This window comes from Acetivibrio cellulolyticus CD2, assembly GCF_000179595.2.
Lineage (GTDB): Bacteria > Bacillota > Clostridia > Acetivibrionales > Acetivibrionaceae > Acetivibrio > Acetivibrio cellulolyticus.
On record NZ_JH556659.1, the window covers coordinates 979 to 23,231 of the forward strand.

Consider the following 22,253-nt stretch of genomic DNA (forward strand, 5'->3'; position numbering starts at 1 on the left):
ATTCCAGAGGAATATTTTCACTTTTCAAGGTTCGCGAGAGTAAATTTCATTACTTTCTATTTTCATATCTCACTTTACACTATCGATTAGATTATTTATATTCTTTGCCTTTACTTAAAGCTTATTTTTATATAACCGTAAACATAAGGTGTTCCAAGCTTTTACAAGATTGAGGCAATTTCTATTGAAAAAATAAAATGTATTGGCAGATGTCAGAGACAGAATCGATGTGAAAAAATAATATATACAAAAGCATATATCCAAATGTATTATAACAAAATTCTCCACAAGCAGTCAATATATTATGTCCATGAATTATCAATTCAGAAATTTCAAGGAAAAAGTTTCGTAAGAATTGGGCAAGATTAAATATAAAGTTTATCATATCTGCAAATGTTAACCATTACTTATTGAAAGCAATTATCATTGCCCGATAAAGAAATGCCTTCAATAAATTTTTTATCGTCTTTAATCATTGTAGCTTCTGACAGTTTTCTACCTAAATCATAGCAACTTATATTGAATACCCTGAACCCTTGTCCTTCAAGCTCATCCAATAAATTTAAGTAATCTTCCTTTGTATCTCTAGTGCCCTGCTTGATGTTAATAATCATATGAATTCCCCTTGTCGTAAAATTATTTTTGTTTCACAATCCCGAACATTTGTTCTTTTTATATTATATACATTATTCCATTAGTTGTCAAGGAATTAAAATAAGTAGAATACTTTTGATCAAAAAAGAGTCCAATATTTTAGAGTATCAATACTGGACTCTCCTTGGATTTTTACAAGCTTAATCAGAACTGATTTATTTTACCTGAAAGGTATTGTTTCATTTTGGCAAAGTCTATAGCATTAAATGCACCATCAACATTTACATCTCCCAATGGTCCATCGGAAAACTGGTTACAAGGTAACTCCTGTATCATTCCAAGCAGACACATTCTCATAAATCCAAAGTCAACGGAATTAACCTTACCATCTACATTTACATCGCCCATATCAAAAACAGGCTTCTTAGGTGCAAAAACTTTTATTGGATAATAATGTGGCGTTGGTGTTGGGGCTATGTAGTTATCAAGGTAGACAGAAACATCTGAAGCAAACGAATCGAGTGTGGTTCTATCAAGTTCGGGGATGTCAGATAAGTAAAGGTATTTAAGATTAGGACATTTACTTAATGCACTTACATCAGTTACCTTGGTTTTGGATAACCAAAGTTGAAAAACTCTTGACATATTACCTAAAGCGCTTACATCGGTTATAGGGTTGTTAATCAGATTAAGATGAGATACACTATTCAAATTACCTAAAGGAGTTATATCAGTTATTAAGTTGTTGCTTAAGTTAAGAGTATAAAGCATTGTCAGATTACTTAAAGGACTTATATCAACTATATTGTTATTATTCAAATTGACTGAATAAATATTAGTAACCTTACTTATCGGACTTATATCAACAATATTGTTGAAAGAAAAGTCTATACAGCCTAGTTTTAAGTTGCATAGAGGAGCTATATCAACAATTTTGTTATTGTCAATAGTCAGGTCGGAAAGTTTGGTTAAGTTACTTAAAGAACTTACATCAACTATATTATTATTGTGTAAATAAAGTGTAGAAAGATTGGTCAAACTAGCAAAAGAACTTACATCAGAGATATTGTTTTCATATAAATAAAGTTCAGAAAGATTGGTTAAGTTACCTATAGGAGTTGTGTCAACAATATTGTTATTACAAAGATTAAGATAAGAAAGGTTGGTAAGGTTGCCTATTGCACTTATATCACTTAAATTTATGTTGGAAATAAGAGTTAGCTTTGTTAAGCTTTTTATATTGGAAATACCGCTAATATCGTTTAAATTGCCCGATAGTATCTCAAGAGTAGAGAGATTTGAAGCGCTTAATTCTGAATAATTGTTCAAATTAGTGAGTAAATTGGAATATACAATCAGAGTATGTAGTTTTTCTAAACCGCATAATGGCTTCATTTTAATATCTGGTCCATTATTTAGCTTTAATATTTGGAGATTGGATAAGTTGCTTAGATGACTAAGGTCTCTGATTTTATAAGCATTTAAATTTAGTTCGGTTAAATTGTCAAGCCCCTCTAAACAGATTAAGTCGGAAGATGTAGTAACATAATAGTTCAGATCTAAATACTCAAGCTGTTTTAAGCTGCTTATTGCACTTAGATCTAACGAATAACTCTCCTCTATGCTCTTAGCTGTCAGTTTTTTTAGGCTTGTTAGAAATTGAATACCTTCAAAGTCAAATGCAGAATCTACTTCTAGAGATTCCAGATTTTTCACATCTCCGTAATAAATATCGCCAGTGAATTTTCCTGTTGCATATCTAATACATTTTTCTAAAACATAATCTGGGAAATAAATGGTTGTGCTATCGGTCAGTTCATCATTAACCGCAGGATTATCAGGGAAAGTAGTAGGTTCAGGCCTAGTAGGCACAGGTGTTTTAGCAGCCATTGTAAATGCAACGCTTATTTTACCCGGAGTAGGTACGGGTAATTGTAAAACCGCAGCTTTTGTCTCAACTGGTTGTGAATAGAAAAAGGAGAACATCAATGTGTTCACTAGTAAAGCTGAAAGCATAATACAGATTAGTTTTCTTTTTTTTGAAATCATATTTGTACCCCCTAATGTAATATATTTGCAAATGCCTATAATATATTTAACAAACTCCTTGATACCGGAGTTTGTTTTTTGGATCGTAAGGCTGTTATATGCTGCAAAGGATGGGTGTATAAAAAGGAATATTAGTAACTAGTAGGAATAGATTGAGTATATAATTGCATTATATACTAATTTCTATAAAAATCTCAATTCTAATAAAGAGATTTAATAAATTGTTAATTATTCTTGGTTACAAACTGAATTTTCAAGACTGTAGCGTATAAGAAATAGACTCAAAAAAGTGAAACCACTAAATACAGCAACTTCACTTTTTAAATCTCATTATTGTAAATTAAATAACACGGCCTATTTAATTATTATAAAATTCTGAGTTTTATCAAGCTTAAATGAAGTGTGAACATCAATTTCAATACGGTCAGAAAATTTGCTAATCTTAATTTTTTTACCTGTAAAATAGTCTTGTGGAACATTTTTATAATTATTTTTATCCATTGCATAAAAATACACAGAGATTTCGTTTTTCCTTTTTATAGCATTTTCAGTTAATCCGCTATACACACCATCATTTATATTGTATAGAAATTCTCCAATATAGTCTTTTAAAAAAATGGGATCTTCCATAGCTCCAAAATCTACTGGTTCTTCATAAGGTACAATATCTAAAGGGTTTCTTACGCTTTCAGCTGACGAATAATAATAGCCATCCAATCTTCTCAAGTATTTATTTCTATCCATTAAAGGCCATATACTTCCCGAATTTTCAAGCATTGTTTTATATCTCATATATTCATTTGAAAATCCCACTTTATAAGTTCTATCCAAATTATCTATAATGTCGTCCTTTAGGTTTGCAAGTTCTTTCAAATCATATGATGCAAAAGTATTCTGGTTGTTATAATAATATTCTCCCATGTCTTTTGAAATAGCAACAAGACATAGAGCGCCTATCAAATCTGTATTTTTGATTCTATAAGCATTAGCTAAATTATGCCATGCTAAAATATATTTATTTACTGCTTCATCGTATTTCTGTTCCATTTTTAATCTTTCCATTTCAAATAATTCCAATTTAAAGATAGTTATAAGAGTTCTAATGTGAACTATAGAATTATCAGAACCCTCCGATAAAAAATTAAATTTTCGTGTTTTATCAAAAGTGCTTGGAATAGCAATGCTATTTTTATTTATAAATTCAAAAACTTCTTTTCTATCGTTATCAGTTCTTTTAATCAGTTCTATTATTGCTGATTTATTGGAATCAATAATCTTAGTATTTCTAATTAAATCTTGATTGCTAACAGCTAGTTTTTCATCAAATTCTTCAAGCATTTTAGCCAAATGATTTCCGGCGTTAATCTCTTGTTCTGTTACATATTCAGGTTTAAGCTTTTCTTCAAACGACCCTTCAGAAGGATAATTAATTATACATAAAATTATATAAAACACCAAAGCAAGGTATGGTATTAATGTAGATAAAACGAGAAATATCTTCATAGCAGTCTTTTTAAGAAAAGCAATCTTTCTGTAAACAATCGCTAAAAGTAAGAAAATAGCTGGAATAATATATATCCAAGGAGCTTTTTTTGGTATAAAAAATGATATAGCCTCAACTATTTTACTACATAAAAATGTACTTACAATAAACGCGAAAAACAAATTTAATCTCATAAAAGTGCCTCCATATCTTCCGCTTTTCTCAGATCTGCACAAAAAATGCTTACTCTGGCAGTTTTCTTTTCTATATCATTTTTTATTGCCAAAAGCTTTTCCTCTCTTCTAGCAACCAAAATAATATGGACATTCATATCAGCCAGCATATATGCCAAGTGTTCTCCTATACCGGAACTTGCTCCAGTTATGAGAACAGTTTTTCCCTCGAGTTCAACTGCCAACTTCTTTTTATTCATGTAAGAAGGTAGAAACAATATGTTTTCGAAAAAACTGTATTTGTGCATAATTTCCCTTTCCGTAGCTGATTGAAGCCCAAAATGAATTTTCTAATTTTAACTAATATTCTCCATAAAAGTAAAAACTCCTTTCGTAACATCATGGCATCCAGCGTATTATTCTGTTTCTGTATATCTTATTTGGGGCAAGATACTTTGATCCTATTGGATTAAGTATAACGCCAATTTATAAATCACAACACGGTTTATTATCTCCAATTCTCCCAGAAGTACAGTCAGGACACGATTTATATTTCTGTAATACCTATAAGTTGCATTTACTCTTACAAAATGTATAAAAATATAAATCTCCGCTTAAATTTATTGATTAAACAAACCAAAATATGTTATTATATAAACTATTGCTTAAAAAACTTACCATCAGATAAATCCTGCTCTGTTTCAGTATGCTTGTTTGACAAAGATTGTTTTCAAATATAGAGAAACCAGGTTTTGATGAGGAAAAAACGAAAGAAGGGATATTATGAGCAACAAATTGGGTACAGACTTAACAACCGGAAGTATACCCAAACATCTTCTGTCTTTTTCACTTCCTATGCTGCTGGGAAATTTGATGCAGGTAGGCTACAATTTAGTGAATACGATTTGGTTAGGGAATATTGCGGGAAAAGATGCTGTAGGAGCATCAGGAGTAAGCTTTCCTATTGTATTTATACTTCTAGGAATTGCAGTGGGAATCAGCATGGCAACCACTATTCTGGTTTCACAATATTATGGATCAAAGGATTATAAAATGGTAGAGAAAGTTGTAAATAACTCATTCTCCATATCTTTAATCTTAGGTATCTTTTTTACAATTGCAGGGATATTATGCAGTGATATACTTCTAAGACTTATGGGTACTCCACCAGAAATTTTCTCACTTGCTTCAAGCTATCTGAAAATAACTATTGCGAGTTTCGTTTTCATGTACCTGGGAAACTTAATTACCTCCATCCTCCGTGGAATTGGCGATACCAAAACTCCCCTAATATTTATGGCTATTGGGTTAGTAATAAATGCTATACTTGATCCTTTGTTTATTATCGGCGTAGGTCCGATTCCCAAGCTTGGGCTAAACGGCGCTGCTTATGCTTCTTTTATTTCACAACTCATTGCAACATTAATGGGAATGATATACTTAAACAAGCAAAACCATATTGTTTCTTTCCGCTTTAAGAAACTAATCCTAGAAAAGGATTTGACACTGCTTATTCTAAAAATAGGATTCCCATCTGTTGTTCAACAGTGTTTGGTTTCCATTGGTTCTGCGTTCGTTACAACTTTTGTAAACAAGTTTGGTCCATCGGCGATTGATGCCTTTAGTGCAGTTGGAAGAGTAGATTCAATTGCCTTCTTGCCCGCCATGTCCATGAGTGTGGCCGCCGCAACATTGACAGGCCAAAACCTTGGCGCTGGAAAACCCGAAAGAATAAAAGATATATTCAAATGGGGTGTGATCATGACTTCAGTTATCACTCTCACTATTTCACTGTTTGTTGTGTTATTCCCGAGATTGATCCTTACAACCTTTGGATTTGGCAAAGAACCTGTTGTAATGGATATTGGAATTACATATTTGAGAATGGTAGGTTCATCCTATATCCTGTTTGCTATTATGTTCATATCCAACGGAATTATCAATGGTGCAGGACATACTATGAAAACTATGATATTTTCTCTTGTATCCCTGTGGGTTGTCAGAGTCCCTCTAGCATGGATTTTATCGAGTACATCATTAGGTTTAAGGGGTATATGGATTTCTATGATAGCAAGCTTTCTTGTCACTATGGTTATCAGTTTTGCTTATTATAATTCTGGGAAATGGAAAAAACCAGTGGTCAAACACAATACCACCGCTCCTATCCCTGAATTCGATTAGTACTACTTGATTCTTAAAAGGTTGTTGGATATTCTCCAATAGCCTTTTGATAGGGTGAAAGTATGGTCTACATGGTACGAAAGAAACCTACCTGAATATGCTATCTGTATGTTAAAAAAATATTTTATAAAGGATGAAGGGTGAGTGTATGGTCAATGGTTTTATTATTTCAAATGTAAAGCGTACTAATCGAAATTTATTAATAACAAACACGGTGCTAATATTGTTTGTTGTGTCTACACTACTCTTATCTTGGCGGTATTTTTACAATGTTATCAATGGCCCATTTGAAGTCAGTAATAATAAGTTATTATCAATATCGGATTTGTCGCAGGAACTGGAGTATTATATAACGGTTAAGGGTTATGAAGTAATATATAGTGGGTTGTCGTATGTTGAAAAAAGTCAGGATGGTTCTGAAAATTCTAGTATCAAATATGATTATTTATTGCTAAAAGTAGATAGTAAAATGTTGGTTGTACAAACACGACCGACTACAGATCAAACTCTGGTATATTCTGGAGCATTATTGAAAATGCCTGATGAAATAGATGGGCAACTCATTGAGATTGCAAAAAAGCAAGGAATATCTCCTGATGAATATAGACAAAAGTTTTTGCCATATATTCTTGACACTGTAGACTTTAAAGCTGATGGCTATATTTTGCTTAGCTTAATTATTTTATGTTTCATTTTGAGCACAGTAAACCTTACAAAGTTTTTTATTAGGGTAATGAATAATCGTTTTCATCCAATACATAGAGCATTGTCATACTATGGCAATTCGGATTTGTTAGAAAAAGAAATTAATGAAGAGATAAAGAATAATGTAAAAGCATATAGTGATAAAGTAATCATAACGAAATCTTGGCTATTTATTAAAACATTATATAAATTGAAAGTTGCAAATATAAATGATATAGTATGGATACATAAAGATTCGTTTTCCATAAATGGAATTTTGATACCCGAAAGAGGAATTCATATATATCTCAAAAACGGGAAAAAATACTATGCGCCGATGAAACGTGAGCTTATAAATGAAATGTTTATATACTTGCAAGAATGGTGTCCATGGTGTATCTTTGGGTACTCTAATGAGATAAAAAATAAGTGGAATAAAAACCGAAAAGATTTAGTTAATTTTGTTGAAGAAATAAGATGTCAATATAGATGAAAATAAGGGCAGAAAAAAATCTACTGCCCTTATTTTTATTCATATATAATGGTTCGTTGCAAACTACTAGTGCTCTATAATAGAGTTTACCATAATAAAATTTTGACAAGATTCCGTACAGCTTCGGGAAGTGATTCAACCTCGTTTAGTATTTCCTCTTTTTTATATTCTTCTTCCATCATACTGATTTTAGCTTTTTCGAAATCTGCTTCAAATACTATGCTCTTAGGACCTTTATCATTTGACCATTTTGTCCATTCAGGAAGATTATCGATATTATTGTTAGGATTCCCGGACTTGATAAAAGAAGCTATGTAGGACATTATAGCGTTCTGAAGATCTTTTCTTCCCGGTTCGTTTTCTTGTGAAAATGATACATTGCCCCATGTATCGGTATCCCAACCAAAGAAGAATGATAATTCAAAGGCATGTCCGCTGCCAATCAAAAAGTCAAAAGGCTCAGTACCGGAACCTATACCACCCCAATTGAAAACATAACAGTAAACATCATCCTGGTTATTCTTTAAAATTCTCGCCACAGAATCTACTGTTGAAGCTTTCCAATACATAGAAGGATATTTTCCGCAAGCATCATACAATTGTCTATCCGAGTCGGTTGGCATTAATTCATCAAGTGTTATTTTAGGTTCTTTAACGCCAATAGCGTTATAAACATTATACCAAGTGTATCCGCTGGAAGTTGGAACAAAACCGAGCCAGGATGGGAGGAATGGTCTCATCTCATCCTTGTCGCTGCCAAGTATAACGGGTACTTTGTTATAAGCACCTGATTCAAATACCGAGGCTTGGGTGTCTGGCAACACAGCTCCGTCTGCAAATGGAGCTACAGTGGTAATTGAACCGTATTGATCCATGACTGAGCGCTCTATTTCTTTATCTGTTTTACTTCTCAAATAAGTTGATATTTGTTCATTAGTCATATCTGCTCTATACTTTGCAGCGGAAGCCAAATCAGTACAGGTTCCGTCTGCCACGAGAAGGTTGTCTATAGCTGAATTTGACCTTTCAATACCTGTTGAAAGAGGGTAATTTACGCCGCTTGCTCCTGATGCTATTATCTTATTGAATAGACCTTTAGCAAGAGGTGAAATCATTAGGTTTAAAGCATGATATCCTCCGGTTGATTCTCCGGCGACGGTTACATTGTCCGCATTACCGCCAAATTCTTTGATATTTTGTTTTACCCAATTGAGGGCTTTAATCTGATCAAGTGTGCCATAGTTGCCTGAGTTGTCTTCAGCTGTGCCATTGGGGTTTAGTGAAGGATTATAAAACCAGCCTAAAGGTCCTATCCTGAACTGAATTACAACAACAATCATGTTGGACTTGCTTGCAAGTTTTGTTGCGTCATATTGTTCCGCACCGCTAAATACATGACCTCCTCCATGTATCCAAACACAGACAGGCAGATTTTTTTCATTTGTTTTTGGTCGGAACACGTTTAAATAAAGACAATCTTCTGAACCTATAACATCATTTAACGGATTCCATTGATTATCAAGAGCAGGTTGAGTACATCGCGTGAAGTCATATGTAGAATATCGTACCTTTTTCCATGGTTCGGGATCTTGAGGAGCTTTCCACCTAAGTTCTCCTACAGGAGGCTTAGCATAGGGTATACCCATCCAAGCCCAACTGTCGTTGATTGTTTCTACTCCTGCAACTTTTCCGAAGGAGGTTTTAACTGTTGTTCTAAAAGCATTTTCCAATGAGGCTATTGTAGTGTTAAGAGATTCTAATATTAGTTGCTGTTGATTTGCATTTATGTAAGTTATGATTTTTTTTCGTATATCGAAACTAAGTTTGTTAATTGTATAAAAATAATTGCCGTTTTCAATATGTTTTGTAATTTTGTCTAGTTCATTTATGAGTAATTTTTTGTGGTGTGCTGCATTTTTTCCCGTAAATGAGGACTCGGGTAAGTCTTTAATACAGTCAATAAGATGCTCTAAGGAATCAATTGGATCAGGTGTTTTAACCAATGGTGCTAATAGGCTTTCAGGCTCATTAGAAGAAGTTAGATCACTAGGAAATGCTGTACTTGTAATAGTGATAAAACACATAATTATTACTAGAAACGCTGATAATACTTTTCTCATTTACATTTCCTCCCCTAGGATATTAATGTTATTTTTTGTGTCTAAAGTTCAATACATGTGATATTCTTTTATTCACCCCCTTGAGTATAGTCGTTCAGTTGTAATAACAATAACGACTGTTTCTGTAAAATGCGATATTTACAAATTTACATAAGTTTATTACAATTTTACCAAATATATAAAATAAATTAAAGATATGATGGGGAAATTTGTTAGCTAAAACAGAATTATATTTTTGATTAATTTATTTTGAATTATACGCAAATGCACAATTTAGTTGTATAATTGCAATGGGAGCGAGTCTCGTATGAATAAAGAAGCGAAAAGCAAAAAGATTAATATATATGGATTGTCTGCTGTGGAGTATACAATTTATTAGTATATAAGCTACAAATAGTGATATAAACTTTTGACAATCTGAATTAAGGGGTAATGAAATGGAATCTGAATGGATATATAAAAAGAAATACCATATTGAATTAAGTAATGTTGATTTTACGAAAGCGTTAAAATTGAGTGCATTGTTTAATTGTTTCCAGGATATTGCAAGCGAGGCTGTTGAAAGCCTTGGTATTGGAATTAATACATTAGAACAGGAATTTGGCGTTGCATGGATACTAATTCGTATTAGAGTGGACATTGTTAGAACTCCTGTATGGAATGAGGATATTTGGATTGAAACATGGCATCAAGAATCTAAAAAATTAGAATTTGAGAGAGACTTCATTGTACGAGATTCCAATGGAAGCATAATTGCATCCGCTGTTTCCACATGGGTTATTGTTGATATTAAAACAAGAGAAATTAGAAAAACTGAGTTAATTGCTTTTAATAATTTTCAAAACATAAAGGAGAGAGCAATAGACTGTAAATTAGGGAAAGTAAAACCTTTTGGACAGAAGGAAGTTGTATATAAAAAAGTAATAGGGTATAGTGATATTGACTTCAATGGGCATATTAACAATTCCAGGTACATTGATTATATTATGGATTGTTTTAGTGTGGATAATCATATGAAATATTGTGTTAAGACTATGGAAATTAATTATGTAAACGAGGCGCTATATGGAGATAGTATTATTCTTAATAAAGATATATCTGCTTTAAACTCAAATATGCTATACATTGAAGGTATTAGTGAAAAGAATGGTAAAATAATTTTTAAATCTCAAGTAGAGGTCGGAGCAAAATAAGGTAATGATCTTCATTTGTCATTCACCATTGATTTTACAGTATATAAAAGAAACAACTTAGTGCAATTCGGTAGAATATAGCAAAAAACACCTGACAAAAAAAGAGAGTGTTGCAAAACCACTTACTCAGTAATGCAGCACCATCTTTATAAATATATTTACCAATTTTCAATTGCAGCAATACCAGTCGATAAACTTCCTGAAGAATAATAAGATTTACCAGAAAATAACTAGAAATTTGCAGGAAATTGATTAACAATACCATAGGTCATATAATCAGCCATACCTAAAGCTTGTTTCTCAATTTCATCCATGGTTGATATACTATCTGAATACTTTTTAGTCAGCATGTCAACAGCCTCAGTTTTAGTTAGTGCAAGGTGTTCATGCAGCATTGTTTTCCAATTATTCTCGAACCAATAGGGATTAATACTTGCGAGGAAAGCAGCTATTGCGTCAATAGTAAAGGTAGATCAATAAACCGTGATTTCTTTACTTTCCGAGTCCCATTCCACAGTCAGCCCCAAGTTTTCACTTACAAACCTTAACGGAAGAAAAGTTCGCCCATTAACAATGAATGGATATATATTTTTGTTAGAGGGATCTATGAGCTTAGATTCATTATTTATGTCAGCATAGCTCTTGCCAACCCACAGCTTAACTTCTTTTTCCCCATGAGTAATTGATATTTTTTGATCTTTTGCATTCCATTCAATTTTGGCACCGATTGAATCAGTAACATATCTGATGGGAATAAAGGTCCTACCATCCTTTATCAATGGGGCAACATCCATTTGTTTTTTTTCATCATTAACAAAATAATAGGTTTTATCAACATAGTAGCGTTGAGTAATATTTTTGCCAGATGTCAATTTAAGAGAAGAAAATACATCGGCATTCTGCCATGCAAGATTTTTATCATTTCCAGGAATGTCAAAAGAGCCTATAAAGCTTTCACGGTCTTCTCCGCCATCATTATCGCAATAGGCTATCCCAAATCCCAACACTTTGCCAGCATTTAGATCCACAGGTTGATTGGAAACGGCGGTTTCATCATATTTATCATCAAACACTTTTAGCTCTATTTCCCATGTATATGTATCATCATTCTTTGTTCTTTTTATATTCAAATGGTCGTTATAAAGTTTTGGGGCACCGCTTGTACTTAAGTCAACTGCATTATAGTCCATTGCAATATGGTATGCTATAGCATTATAGTTATATTTGTGATCTCCGCCTGAGTTATCTTCATCTAAAAATATTTCCAATGTATCATCCTTGTAGTAATCAACTAAGGGTTCATCATGAGTGTCCGACAAAACATCGTCAACAATCTCAATGAGGAAATAGAGTCTTTCTTTTGACCATACAATCTTGTACCGCCCGCTGAAGTCATTTGCCTCTGGTTGTTGACCAAGCCATAAATAGTTTATATCTGCCCATTTGGCTTGTTCCCAGCAGCTGTCATTGCCCAAACCATCAATTTGAGGAACTTTGGAAACTTGAACAGATTCATAGTTAACTCCGGTTGAGTCCTTTGAATATACGGGAGTCGTTAGCAAACCCAAAAGTATTACCACTAATAAAAAATGTGTTGTAAAAGTATGTTTCATTTTCTCCTCCTATTTAAGTAGCTTGGAATTATGCGTATCATATTTTATCATAATTATACCAGCCGTGCAATTTCTAAAGCTGTGTTGAAGTATTAGTGAAAAGTAGTTATAATTTTCTTATGATACTATTTTTGTATAATAGGAGGAGTCAGATGGAGGGCAAACGAATAAAGTGGGGTAATATCATTATAGTTTTACTTATAATTGCTGCGGGGATTGCTGCTTTTAACTATAGAGGAAGCGGTTCAAACGGAGGTATCTTTGGGTTCTTCTCAAATGGCGATAAAGACAAAAAGGGCGATCAAAGCCTTAATAGCGATCAAAGTGACAATAATGATAACCAGAAAGATAATTCTAAAGGCAATGGAAATAACGTTGACTCTTCAAGCAGTGACTTTATTATGGGGTTGGACAGTTGGATAGGTGGGACTCCGATTTTAGTGGGATTAAGCAGAGAGTACAACAGGGACTATTCGCTAAGTATGGATGTAAAATATATACCAAGTGACAATGACAGAATAGAAGCTTTAAATAAAGGGGAGATACAGGCAACAGAAATGTCACTACCTGCATTTATGAAGTTTCAGGCAAAATACCCTGATGCTGGAGTTATAGTAGGTATTACGGATTTTTCACGCGGAGCAGATGGTATTGTTGCAAAAGCCGAAGTTAAAGACCTTAATGATATGGAAGGCAGGAAAGTATCCTTTGTTGCAGACGGTACAGGAAAATTCATATTAAACAAGTTTTTAAGGCTGGTTGGTTTGAGATATCAGGACATAGAACCTATTGAGAGAGAGGATATGTCGCAGGTAATTGAAGACTTGAAATCAGGAAATGCCGATTTGATTGTTTCGTGGAGCCCGGATATGAACATTGCAGTTAATGAGATAAATGCTGCTAATCCCGGTTCGGTAAAAGTTCTTATTACCACTAAGGAAGTTCCTGATTTGGTACCGACCATGCTGGTTGTAAATAAAGACTATGCACAAAATAATGCTGGAAAGGTAGAAAGTTTTATAAAAACCTGGTACGCTGCATCAAAGTATGTGATTGAAAAACCAGACAAGGCATATGAAAAGCTTGCTGAATTAATGACCGAAAAAGGTGAATACGGAGAAGTAGCTAAAAAGGATGTTGAAGCCTCATTTAAAGATATTAAGCTTATGTCGTTAAATGATAACTTAAGTTATTTTGGAGTAAATGGGAATGAAAACAAGTTGGATGGAATAATTAATGATACAGTTGAGACATGGAAGAGATATGGCGACATTGATCTGAATTTCAATTTGTCACAGGAGGTATCCAGTAAAGGATATCTGGGAAATGTAAAAAACTCTGAGGGCATTGAAGAACTTCTTGTAGGTGCTGTTGATTCAGAAATTTCAGGAAGTGCAAGTCAGGCTGAAGAGAAAAAGAAGGAGTTTAAGCAGCAGGATGCGCAGAGTATAGAGAAGAACACTGAAAGAGTAGCAAAAGTAGACATTCCACCTGTTTATTATGATTCAGGAAAGGCTACGGTTAAGGCGGAATCAATTGCAGTTCTTAATCAGGTAAAGGAAATGCTTTCTCAATTTCCGGAATACTATCTTATTATTGATGCTCACACAGATACTGTCGGAAATAATGAAAATAACCTTAAGCTTTCAAAAGACAGAGCTGATGAAGTTAAAAAATACCTTGTGCAAAAGGGTGTTGACGAGAAGCGAATAATTGCAAGAGGTTGGGGAGAGGATAGACCTATTGTTCCAAAAGAGAGCACTGAAGGTGATAAAGCAAAAAATAGAAGAACGGAATTCATTCTTACAAGAGAAATTGGATAAGATAAAATGTAATTTACCAATAGCAGTTTGGAGGTAAAGGTTGACTTATGAGTTTTAAAACTTTTTTTAAAGCGGCTACAAGACTAAAGAATATTACATTGCTTGCTGTAGTCATTGGTATATATATGGCTACAGGGTATCTGCCATTTCTTTTGATAGGTGCTGCAGGCTATGTGTATTTTATGATGCAGACCTTAAAGGATGAAAGCTTTTTGCAAGAGGTTAATAAGGAACAGCAGATAGAAGGCATACAAAACCTTAGTACTCAATGTGACAGCTTTTACAGAAATATATCGAGAAGACTGCGTGGAGGAATGAGGGAAAAAGTAATAAATATATATGCTGAAAAGCAAGCCTTGATAGGTTACTACAGCCAGGTTAAGGATGACCTTATAAAGCAAAAAATTGTTGAGCAGGCATTAAATCTGGTTATTGTGTATTTTAAGCTGATTTATAACTATAATGTAAGGGCTAAAGAGATATATACCATCAACGTAGATAAAATTGAAGAACGGTTAAGGATTAACAGGAAAAAGAAAGAATGCCTTACGAATCCTAATGCAATAGCTGATATTGAGAGAGCGTTGGAGCTGGACGAAAGGTTGATGGGGAAAATAAACAGTGAAAAGAACGAGTTGGAAATGGTACACTCCAAAATGGACTATATTGAGAGTGCGATAGTTACTTTTAAACATCAGATCATTTCAAACAGCGATTCGGACCCTGCACTTTCGGAGATTGATAATGTAGTAAATGAGGCAATGGCTTTAGATAATGTTTTATCAAATAGAAATAATAAAATGAAGCTTTAAAAACAGTATAAAAAGACTCCACATTTTTAGTTTGTGGAGTCTTTTAAATTATGGAATTTGCAAACGAATAGTTAATATAATCAAGGAACATCCAATTCGAAGGATATACAGTAATTTGGATGTACAATTCCGGTTGTGTTACCCACAAATTTATCTGAATCTATAAGCTGTCCCCAACGGTAAGTTCCATTTGTTCTTTTTTCTCCGCTGCCGGTAAATGCGTAACCTACTTTTAAGCCTGATGTTGGGAGATCACTTGCGCAGGTTATTTTTACCGAGTTGCCTGAAATTTCAACTGAACTGATTTCAATCTTTCCGCTTTGCGTGTATACTTCAAAGCCCTTACCGTTTTTCCACTCAGTAAAGTTTTGATTAGGCGCAGGTAGTTTTGTATCCCATACTAAAGGTCCGGTTGGAACATGGAAATTAACAGTAATTACTTTGCCAGCCCGCTCAACGCTTGTTGGCTTAAGTGGCTGCCAGTCATTACCCAAAACTACTTTTTGGTAATAAATTCTGGCATATTGCTCGCCGAGCTGCTGATACCCGCTTGCAGTCAAATGGACAGCGTCAGGTGCATAATTATTCTGATAATTAGGGATAGTTATAATATCCTCAGGATAGTCCTGATTGGCATGCCATTGAGCTGAAAGGGCAGCGGATGTGCCGCTTGCACCGCAGGAATGCATCTGAGCTACAAAAAGTGGAATGCTCTGTGATTGTCCTGTAATGGCCTTCAAATCAGTATTATAGTTAGTCCACAATGTACGAAGTTCATTTTCATAGTTTGTATTTCCTGAATCTCTTTCTCCATGTGTGATTATTATTGCACCAACTCCGTAAGTTTTTCCAGCCTCGCCAGCTAAGCGTTTGATTGCACTTACCTCAAAAAGTGTTGCTGCATATGCACGACCTACAGAACCTGTGTCTACAGCGCCTTTGCGGAGTGCATCAATACCCTGACCCGATTCACCGACGCATGTTTGCGCTGTGATATAGTCTTTATCCCAATTGGATCTTACCATGTATGTAATTTGGTTAGCCATAGCTGAGTGTGGAGTTTCACCAAATATATTTCCCGGATATGGGCCAGGTGTCCAAAAGCCGTAAACCCGTAATGGCTCAACGCATGGGACCATCTTGAATTTACTGTTGTTGGGATCAAGAGGAGGTATTGCCTGATTTTCAAGAGATATTTTAAGGTTGTTGTAAGGCTGGGTTGTAGTCAAAGCAGGAAGACCTTCTGCACCAACTGCAAGACTCTGGCCTGTACCTATAACACCTGCCCAGTCCCAAGGAATGTTGAGATCGCTTTGGGTAGATTCAACAGGGAATTTATCGATCATACCAAGCAAATACATCCTTAACAAAGCATAGTCAAGTGAATTAACCTGCCCGTCACCATTTAAGTCTGCCGCTTTACTTCCGTCAGCTGACGGGAAAGTGGAAATCATACCTAGCATGTACATTCTAAATGTACCAAAATCAAGTGAATTGACATTGCTGTCACCATTTAAATCTGCATATTTAAAAGTAGTTGAAGAAGCTTGAACGAAATTATTATGAGGGATGCTTAATACAAGAGTAGATAAAAACATGATACAGCCAATTTTCACACTTCGGTTTATAAATTTCCATCTAGAGCTTTTTGCTTTCAGGTAGTCTGTTTCCTGATCGCAAAGTTTTTCCGTTTTAAATTTTTTCACCATAAAAAAACACCTCAATTTAAAAAATAATATTATTCGTACATTATTAGTAATATTATAAATGGCTTTAACTTATAGTATTATTCTACCAGTAATATGAATTAGTCTCAAGATAAAAATCAAAATATGCCTGCTAATGACTGCTAAAAACATAAATTTGACTATAATTCACGGTCTAGCCTTATTAGTCTAAAAACATGTTTTTAATATATGAAAAATTCAGATGGAGGATGATGAAATGATAAAGAAAACATATGCAAACGCTGCAAAGCTTCAACTTAAAGAAGAACGTTTGGATATTTCAAAGAAATTAATTCAAACCGGTGAAGTGAGAATGCATAAAGAGGTTTTAACAGAAGAAAGAAGTATTACTGTACCTGTGATCCGCGAGGAACTTGTAATCGAAAAGAAGGCTATAAGTGATGACACTAATGCAGATGAGCATACAGAAACCATCCGAATACCTATTAGTACGGAACGGATTGAGATTGTTAAGCATACTGTGATTTTAGAAGATGTTGAAGTCTATAAACGTAAATTCCAAGAGTTTCAGCATATTGAAGAAAACCTGAAAAAAGAAAAGCTGAATGTAAAAACTCAGAATAACAAGGTTTAAAATACTGCAAAAAAGTTATAACAAGTCAAAAATTAATAAAAAAATAGAGAGCCTATGTGTGCTCTCTTTAGGGGAGTAAAACTGTGTCAAATGCTTGACACTTTTTACACCCTCTCATTCTAGCACAGATGTATCTGAAAAACAATTCTAATTTTTGCAAATACTAAAATAGTTTCATTTTAGGTATTTATACTAAGATTTAAGTAGTTGGGAAATATCGTATTGTAATGCCAGAGAAAATATGATGGAATTATAACTACCTATTGACTGTATGTGTATAATTGTATACAATTATACAAGAATACATAAATGACTATGTTATGTTGCAAACTACTTCTGAATTATAAAACAAAAACAAGTGTTGCAGGCATATGGCTCTGCAAAGGAGGAGAGCACACATGGCAAAAATTGAACAAATGGATAACGACAGCAGTTCTTCGTTACGTGGAAAAGTATTCAGTCACCTTGAAAACGATATATTGAATGGAAAATATAAAACAGGGGACAGTTTGATAGAAACGAAACTTTCGGAAGAGCTTGGTGTCAGCAGAACACCAATACGAGAAGCTATCCGGCAGCTCGAACTTGAAGGCCTGGTGCAGACGATTCCAAACAAAGGGGCTATAGTTACCGGCTTATCTGCTAAGGATATTGATGATATTTATACTATTCGATTGGCAATTGAGGGACTTGCGGCCAGATGGGCAGCTGAAAATGTTACAGATGAGGAACTTAAGGATATGAAGCATTCCTTGGAGTTGGAAGAATTTTATACAGCGAAGAACGATCTGGAGCATATATTAAAACTGGATACAAAGTTTCATGAAGCTATATTCAGGGCAAGTAAGAGCAAACCGTTGATGAATATGCTCAGTAACTTTCATCACTACATTCAAAGGGCACGAACATATTCATTAGGAATGAGCGGTAGAGCAGCAGAAGCTTTGACAGAGCATAAGGCTATATATGAAGCAATATCTGGAAAGGATGCTAAAAAAGCTGAAGAGTTAACAATAGAGCATGTAAAAAAAGCTAGTTTGAACCTATTAAGAGAGGAAGTGTTTTAATAATGGAACTTGAAAAAATCTATAGTCAATATTCAGAGCTTGTAAAAAAGAATAATAATATTGAGTCAGAAATGTTCGAGAAATATAATGTTAAACGTGGTCTTAGAAATGCAGATGGAACGGGTGTTTTAGTAGGGCTTACTGAGGTTGGAGATGTTCATGCCTACATAATGGATGAAGGTGAAAAGATACCGGTGCAGGGAAGACTTAGATATAGAGGCATTGATATTTTTGATCTGGTAAAAGGGTTTATGGGTGAAAAACGTCTCGGGTTTGAAGAGGCATGCTACCTCCTTTTATTTGGAGAGTTGCCGAAAAAGGAAGAGCTGGACAATTTTAATAAGCTGTTAGGCTCAAGAAGGGAATTGCCTAATTCATTTACTGAAGATATGATTTTAAAGGCGCCAAGTAAAGATATTATGAACAAGCTTGCAAGGGCTGTTTTGGCGTCCTATTCATATGATGACAACCCTGATGATACAAGTGTTGAAAATACGCTAAGGCAGTGCATTGATCTTATTGCAAGGTTCCCTACCATGGCTGCTTATGGATATCAGGCAAAAAGGCATTATCATGACGGACAGAGTCTTTTTCTGCATAGTCCAAAGCCTGAATTGAGCACAGCTGAAAATATTTTGCATATGATACGTGCCGACAGCTCATATACAAGGTCGGAAGTTGAAATTCTGGATCTTCTCCTTGTACTTCATGCTGAGCACGGCGGTGGAAACAATTCAACCTTTGCAACGCGTGTAGTTTCGTCAAGTGGTACTGATACATATTCTGCCATCGCTGCTGCAATTGGTTCATTAAAGGGACCGAAACATGGTGGTGCAAATATAAAGGTAATGCAGATGATGGAGGATATAAAGGCTAACGTAAAGAATTGGGCCGATGAAGGGGAATTAAGTGACTATTTGGTTAAAATACTAAATAAGGAAGCTCATGATGGGTCCGGACTTATATATGGTATGGGTCACGCTGTTTACACTCTTTCAGACCCTCGTGGTGTTGTGCTTAAAAGGAAAGCACAAGAATTAGCAAAGGAAACAGGCAATGAAGAAGAGTATAATCTCTTTACACTTATAGAAAAAATAGCTCCTGATGTGTTTGCAAGGGTAAAAAGATCTGATAAGGTAGTAAGTGCCAATGTGGATTTCTATTCTGGATTTGTATATAAGTCTTTGGGAATACCTCATGAACTCTACACACCGCTTTTTGCAATCTCTAGAATAGCAGGATGGAGTGCACACCTTCTGGAGGAAATCATAAATGGTGGCAGGATTATTAGACCAGCATATAAAAATGTACTTGGAAAGGTTCAGTATAAACCTATGAAGGATAGATAGAAATTGCTAATGTAGAAAGTGCTAGCAATTTTATGAATTGTGGAATATTTATTGCAATGCTTTTTAAAATTATATATTATTATTTACATATTAGATTAAAGCTAATTTGGAGGTCATGAAATGAAAGGGACTATTACAGAAAAAATATTAAAACAGCATATGGTTGATGGGGATGCAACTATTGGAAGTGAGATCGCCATCAAAATTGATAACACATTAACGCAGGACGCCACAGGTACTATGGCATATCTGCAGTTTGAAGCTATAGGAATGGACAGAGTTAAAACCGAGCTTAGTGTAAGCTTTGTTGATCACAATACCTTGCAGACAGATTTTAAGAATGCTGATGATCACCGCTATCTTCAATCCGTTGCAAAGCGTTATGGATTGTACTTTTCAAAGCCTGGAAATGGTATTTGCCACCAGTTGTTTTTAGAGCGTTTTGCTCAGCCTGGAAAAACATTGATCGGTTCAGATAGTCACACTCCTACTGCAGGAGGAATAGGAAGCTTTGCAATGGGAGCAGGAGGACTGGACGTTGCTGCTGCTATGGCAGGTGCACCTTTTAGAATCAAATTCCCTAAGGTTGTCGGTGTAAAACTGGAAGGAAAGCTTAGCGATTGGGTATCCGCAAAAGACGTCATCCTTGAGGTTTTGCGCAGAATTGATGTTAAGGGTGGAGTAGGCAAGGTGTTGGAGTACTTCGGACCAGGTGTTAAAAACCTTTCTGTACCTGACCGTGCGACAATAACCAATATGGGTACTGAGACAGGCTGTACTACAAGTATTTTCCCAAGTGATGAAATTACTAAAGCTTTCTTAGAAGCTCAGGGACGTGGAGATCAATGGATTGAGCTTGTTCCGTCAAGTGATGTTGAATATGATGAAATAATTGAAATTGACTTAAATACATTAGAGCCAATGATAGCTCTTCCGCACAGTCCTGGAAAAGTTCAAACTGTAAGGGAAGTGGCAGGATTAAAAGTTGATCAGGTAGGTGTTGGTTCCTGTACAAACTCATCCTTAAGAGATTTGAAGATGGTTGCCAATGCATTAAAGGGAAAGACAATAAATGAAAATGTAAGCATGACAATAAGCCCAGGTTCTCGCCAGGTTGTTGAACATATGGTGGACAGCGGAGAATTGAACTACTTGGTGCAAGCAGGAGCACGTATACTGGAAAACTCTTGCGGACCATGTATCGGTATGGGTTCAGCACCATGTTCAGCAGGGGTTTCAGTTCGTACTTTCAATAGAAACTTTGAAGGCAGAAGTGGTACAAAGGATGCACAGGTATTTCTTGCAAGCCCAGAAGTTGCAGTTGCTGCAGCTCTTACAGGAAAGATAACAGATCCAAGGGATTTAGGTGAGTGCCCTAAGATACAGATGCCGGATAAATTCTTTATAAACGACAATATGACATTAAAACCATTGCCACAAGAGGAAGCAAAGAACGTTGAAATAGTAAGAGGGCCGAATATAAGACCATTGCCTTCATTTGATAAACTTCCTGATGTTTTGGATGGAACTGCACTGCTTAAGGTTGGTGACAACATCACAACTGACCATATTATGCCTGCAGGAGCAAAGATTCTTCCTTTGAGAAGTAACATCCCTGAAATATCCAAGTATGTATTTGAAGCAGTAGATGAAAACTTCTCTAAAAGAGCTTTGGAAAGCAGCGGAGGATTCATTATTGGCGGAGAAAATTACGGACAGGGTTCAAGCCGTGAGCATGCAGCTTTAGCACCAAAATATCTTGGAGTTAAAGCGGTTATAGTAAAATCCTTTGCAAGAATTCACCTTGCAAACCTTGTTAACTTCGGAATTGTTCCTTTAACCTTCAAAAATCCTGCAGATTATGACAGGATTGAGTTGGGAGACAAGATTGAGCTTGTTATAGGCGATTTGAAAGGTGATGTAAAACTTAAGAACGTAACTAAGGGCTTTGAAATAGAGCTCACACATACATTGTCTGCCTTAGATGCCGAAATACTAAAGGTAGGCGGAAAACTTCCATGGATTAAGGAAAGCGTTAAGAAATAAGGATTATATAATGAATTGATGATTTTCGCGGATATTTACGAGTAAATATCCGCGAATTTTTTTAGAAGTGGTTCTTTTGGTTTGTTGAAATAACTTGAAAGTAAAGACACTATAGCTTATGTTTATGGTTCGAGAGTTGTGATGTCGAATAGGATAAAATCAGTAAATCATTCCTTGACCATAATGTTGTTTTTATATGGACAATTAATTCACTATATAACTTTATCAGAGCTAAGATAGGCAGTATTAAT

Annotated in this window: 17 protein-coding genes; 9 read left to right on the forward strand and 8 right to left on the reverse strand. The window is 34.9% G+C overall.

All coding sequences use genetic code 11. The annotated features are described in order from the left end of the window. Positions 1-407: 407 nt before the first annotated feature. From ACECE_RS0220135 to ACECE_RS0220150, 4 genes are all read right to left on the reverse strand, one after another. Positions 408-614, reverse strand: coding sequence for a hypothetical protein (locus tag ACECE_RS0220135; RefSeq protein WP_010250531.1), 207 nt, complete (start codon positions 612-614; stop codon positions 408-410). 184 nt (positions 615-798) lie between these two features. Beyond that, a complete protein-coding gene (locus tag ACECE_RS29700; RefSeq protein WP_010250533.1) occupies positions 799-2,643 on the reverse strand; it encodes a leucine-rich repeat domain-containing protein in 1,845 nt (614 codons plus the stop codon). Between the two features lie 354 nt (positions 2,644-2,997). Further along, positions 2,998-4,320 carry a hypothetical protein gene (locus ACECE_RS0220145; RefSeq protein WP_010250535.1) on the reverse strand — a complete coding sequence of 441 codons (1,323 nt, stop codon included), beginning with the start codon at positions 4,318-4,320 and terminating at the stop codon, positions 2,998-3,000. After that, entirely contained in the window at positions 4,317-4,559 is a 243-nt protein-coding gene (locus ACECE_RS0220150; protein WP_162862601.1) for an SDR family NAD(P)-dependent oxidoreductase, read from the reverse strand. Before ACECE_RS0220150 ends, ACECE_RS0220145 begins: the two co-directional genes overlap by 4 nt. A 523-nt stretch (positions 4,560-5,082) precedes the next feature. On the opposite strand from ACECE_RS0220150, the gene ACECE_RS0220155 reads away from it, so the two are divergent. Together ACECE_RS0220155 and ACECE_RS0220160 are read left to right on the forward strand one after the other, a co-directional pair. Continuing rightward, positions 5,083-6,480 (forward strand): MATE family efflux transporter, encoded by a 1,398-nt coding sequence (locus ACECE_RS0220155; protein ID WP_010250539.1) that lies wholly within the window; start codon positions 5,083-5,085, stop codon positions 6,478-6,480. Between the two features lie 148 nt (positions 6,481-6,628). Continuing rightward, positions 6,629-7,657: a DUF6709 family protein gene (locus ACECE_RS0220160; protein ID WP_010250541.1), complete on the forward strand. Its 1,029-nt coding sequence runs from the start codon at positions 6,629-6,631 to the stop codon at positions 7,655-7,657. Positions 7,658-7,743: 86 nt separating this feature from the next. Here ACECE_RS0220160 and ACECE_RS0220165 read toward each other — a convergent pair whose 3' ends face one another. Then, entirely contained in the window at positions 7,744-9,777 is a 2,034-nt protein-coding gene (locus tag ACECE_RS0220165) for a carboxylesterase/lipase family protein (protein ID WP_010250543.1), read from the reverse strand. 437 nt (positions 9,778-10,214) lie between these two features. Between ACECE_RS0220165 and ACECE_RS0220170 the strand changes: the two genes are divergently transcribed. Further along, positions 10,215-10,970 carry an acyl-[acyl-carrier-protein] thioesterase gene (locus ACECE_RS0220170; protein WP_010250544.1) on the forward strand — a complete coding sequence of 252 codons (756 nt, stop codon included), beginning with the start codon at positions 10,215-10,217 and terminating at the stop codon, positions 10,968-10,970. 230 nt (positions 10,971-11,200) lie between these two features. Here the strand turns inward: ACECE_RS0220170 and ACECE_RS32690 are convergent, their stop codons facing one another. Continuing rightward, a complete protein-coding gene (locus ACECE_RS32690; protein WP_010250545.1) occupies positions 11,201-11,365 on the reverse strand; it encodes a hypothetical protein in 165 nt (54 codons plus the stop codon). Positions 11,366-11,443: 78 nt separating this feature from the next. After that, a complete protein-coding gene (locus ACECE_RS28390; RefSeq protein WP_010250546.1) occupies positions 11,444-12,583 on the reverse strand; it encodes a sugar-binding protein in 1,140 nt (379 codons plus the stop codon). A gap of 152 nt (positions 12,584-12,735) precedes the next feature. Between ACECE_RS28390 and ACECE_RS0220185 the strand changes: the two genes are divergently transcribed. Together ACECE_RS0220185 and ACECE_RS0220190 are read left to right on the forward strand one after the other, a co-directional pair. Next, positions 12,736-14,406: a phosphate ABC transporter substrate-binding/OmpA family protein gene (locus tag ACECE_RS0220185; protein ID WP_010250547.1), complete on the forward strand. Its 1,671-nt coding sequence runs from the start codon at positions 12,736-12,738 to the stop codon at positions 14,404-14,406. 47 nt (positions 14,407-14,453) lie between these two features. Beyond that, the gene (locus tag ACECE_RS0220190; protein WP_010250548.1) at positions 14,454-15,218 is read left to right on the forward strand and encodes a hypothetical protein; all 765 of its coding nucleotides are present in this window, start codon (positions 14,454-14,456) and stop codon (positions 15,216-15,218) included. 80 nt (positions 15,219-15,298) lie between these two features. Here the strand turns inward: ACECE_RS0220190 and ACECE_RS0220195 are convergent, their stop codons facing one another. Continuing rightward, positions 15,299-16,927, reverse strand: a complete 1,629-nt coding sequence (locus ACECE_RS0220195) for a dockerin type I domain-containing protein (protein WP_010250549.1) — start codon at positions 16,925-16,927, stop codon at positions 15,299-15,301. A gap of 235 nt (positions 16,928-17,162) precedes the next feature. Between ACECE_RS0220195 and ACECE_RS0220200 the strand changes: the two genes are divergently transcribed. From ACECE_RS0220200 to ACECE_RS0220215, 4 genes are all read left to right on the forward strand, one after another. Continuing rightward, complete coding sequence (locus ACECE_RS0220200; protein ID WP_010250550.1) at positions 17,163-17,540, forward strand: YsnF/AvaK domain-containing protein; 378 nt, start codon at positions 17,163-17,165, stop codon at positions 17,538-17,540. Between the two features lie 398 nt (positions 17,541-17,938). After that, the gene (locus ACECE_RS0220205) at positions 17,939-18,607 is read left to right on the forward strand and encodes a GntR family transcriptional regulator (protein ID WP_010250551.1); all 669 of its coding nucleotides are present in this window, start codon (positions 17,939-17,941) and stop codon (positions 18,605-18,607) included. Positions 18,608-18,609: 2 nt separating this feature from the next. Beyond that, positions 18,610-19,956 (forward strand): citrate/2-methylcitrate synthase, encoded by a 1,347-nt coding sequence (locus tag ACECE_RS0220210; RefSeq protein ID WP_010250553.1) that lies wholly within the window; start codon positions 18,610-18,612, stop codon positions 19,954-19,956. Positions 19,957-20,076: 120 nt separating this feature from the next. After that, positions 20,077-22,002: an aconitate hydratase gene (locus tag ACECE_RS0220215; RefSeq protein WP_010250555.1), complete on the forward strand. Its 1,926-nt coding sequence runs from the start codon at positions 20,077-20,079 to the stop codon at positions 22,000-22,002. The last annotated feature ends 251 nt before the right edge of the window (positions 22,003-22,253 follow it).

What these genes read in the sequence shown, in the direction of transcription:
- ACECE_RS0220190 (WP_010250548.1), top strand. Translation starts at nt 14,454, where the DNA reads ATGAGTTTTAAAACTTTTTTTAAAGCGGCTACAAGACTAAAGAATATT.
- ACECE_RS32690 (WP_010250545.1), bottom strand. Translation starts at nt 11,365, where the DNA reads ATGCTGCATGAACACCTTGCACTAACTAAAACTGAGGCTGTTGACATG.
- ACECE_RS0220200 (WP_010250550.1), top strand. Translation starts at nt 17,163, where the DNA reads ATGATAAAGAAAACATATGCAAACGCTGCAAAGCTTCAACTTAAAGAA.
- ACECE_RS0220155 (WP_010250539.1), top strand. Translation starts at nt 5,083, where the DNA reads ATGAGCAACAAATTGGGTACAGACTTAACAACCGGAAGTATACCCAAA.
- ACECE_RS0220195 (WP_010250549.1), bottom strand. Translation starts at nt 16,927, where the DNA reads ATGGTGAAAAAATTTAAAACGGAAAAACTTTGCGATCAGGAAACAGAC.
- ACECE_RS0220165 (WP_010250543.1), bottom strand. Translation starts at nt 9,777, where the DNA reads ATGAGAAAAGTATTATCAGCGTTTCTAGTAATAATTATGTGTTTTATC.
- ACECE_RS0220185 (WP_010250547.1), top strand. Translation starts at nt 12,736, where the DNA reads ATGGAGGGCAAACGAATAAAGTGGGGTAATATCATTATAGTTTTACTT.
- ACECE_RS0220160 (WP_010250541.1), top strand. Translation starts at nt 6,629, where the DNA reads ATGGTCAATGGTTTTATTATTTCAAATGTAAAGCGTACTAATCGAAAT.
- ACECE_RS0220170 (WP_010250544.1), top strand. Translation starts at nt 10,215, where the DNA reads ATGGAATCTGAATGGATATATAAAAAGAAATACCATATTGAATTAAGT.
- ACECE_RS0220205 (WP_010250551.1), top strand. Translation starts at nt 17,939, where the DNA reads ATGGCAAAAATTGAACAAATGGATAACGACAGCAGTTCTTCGTTACGT.
- ACECE_RS0220150 (WP_162862601.1), bottom strand. Translation starts at nt 4,559, where the DNA reads ATGAATAAAAAGAAGTTGGCAGTTGAACTCGAGGGAAAAACTGTTCTC.
- ACECE_RS0220210 (WP_010250553.1), top strand. Translation starts at nt 18,610, where the DNA reads ATGGAACTTGAAAAAATCTATAGTCAATATTCAGAGCTTGTAAAAAAG.
- ACECE_RS29700 (WP_010250533.1), bottom strand. Translation starts at nt 2,643, where the DNA reads ATGATTTCAAAAAAAAGAAAACTAATCTGTATTATGCTTTCAGCTTTA.
- ACECE_RS0220145 (WP_010250535.1), bottom strand. Translation starts at nt 4,320, where the DNA reads ATGAGATTAAATTTGTTTTTCGCGTTTATTGTAAGTACATTTTTATGT.
- ACECE_RS0220215 (WP_010250555.1), top strand. Translation starts at nt 20,077, where the DNA reads ATGAAAGGGACTATTACAGAAAAAATATTAAAACAGCATATGGTTGAT.
- ACECE_RS28390 (WP_010250546.1), bottom strand. Translation starts at nt 12,583, where the DNA reads ATGAAACATACTTTTACAACACATTTTTTATTAGTGGTAATACTTTTG.
- ACECE_RS0220135 (WP_010250531.1), bottom strand. Translation starts at nt 614, where the DNA reads ATGATTATTAACATCAAGCAGGGCACTAGAGATACAAAGGAAGATTAC.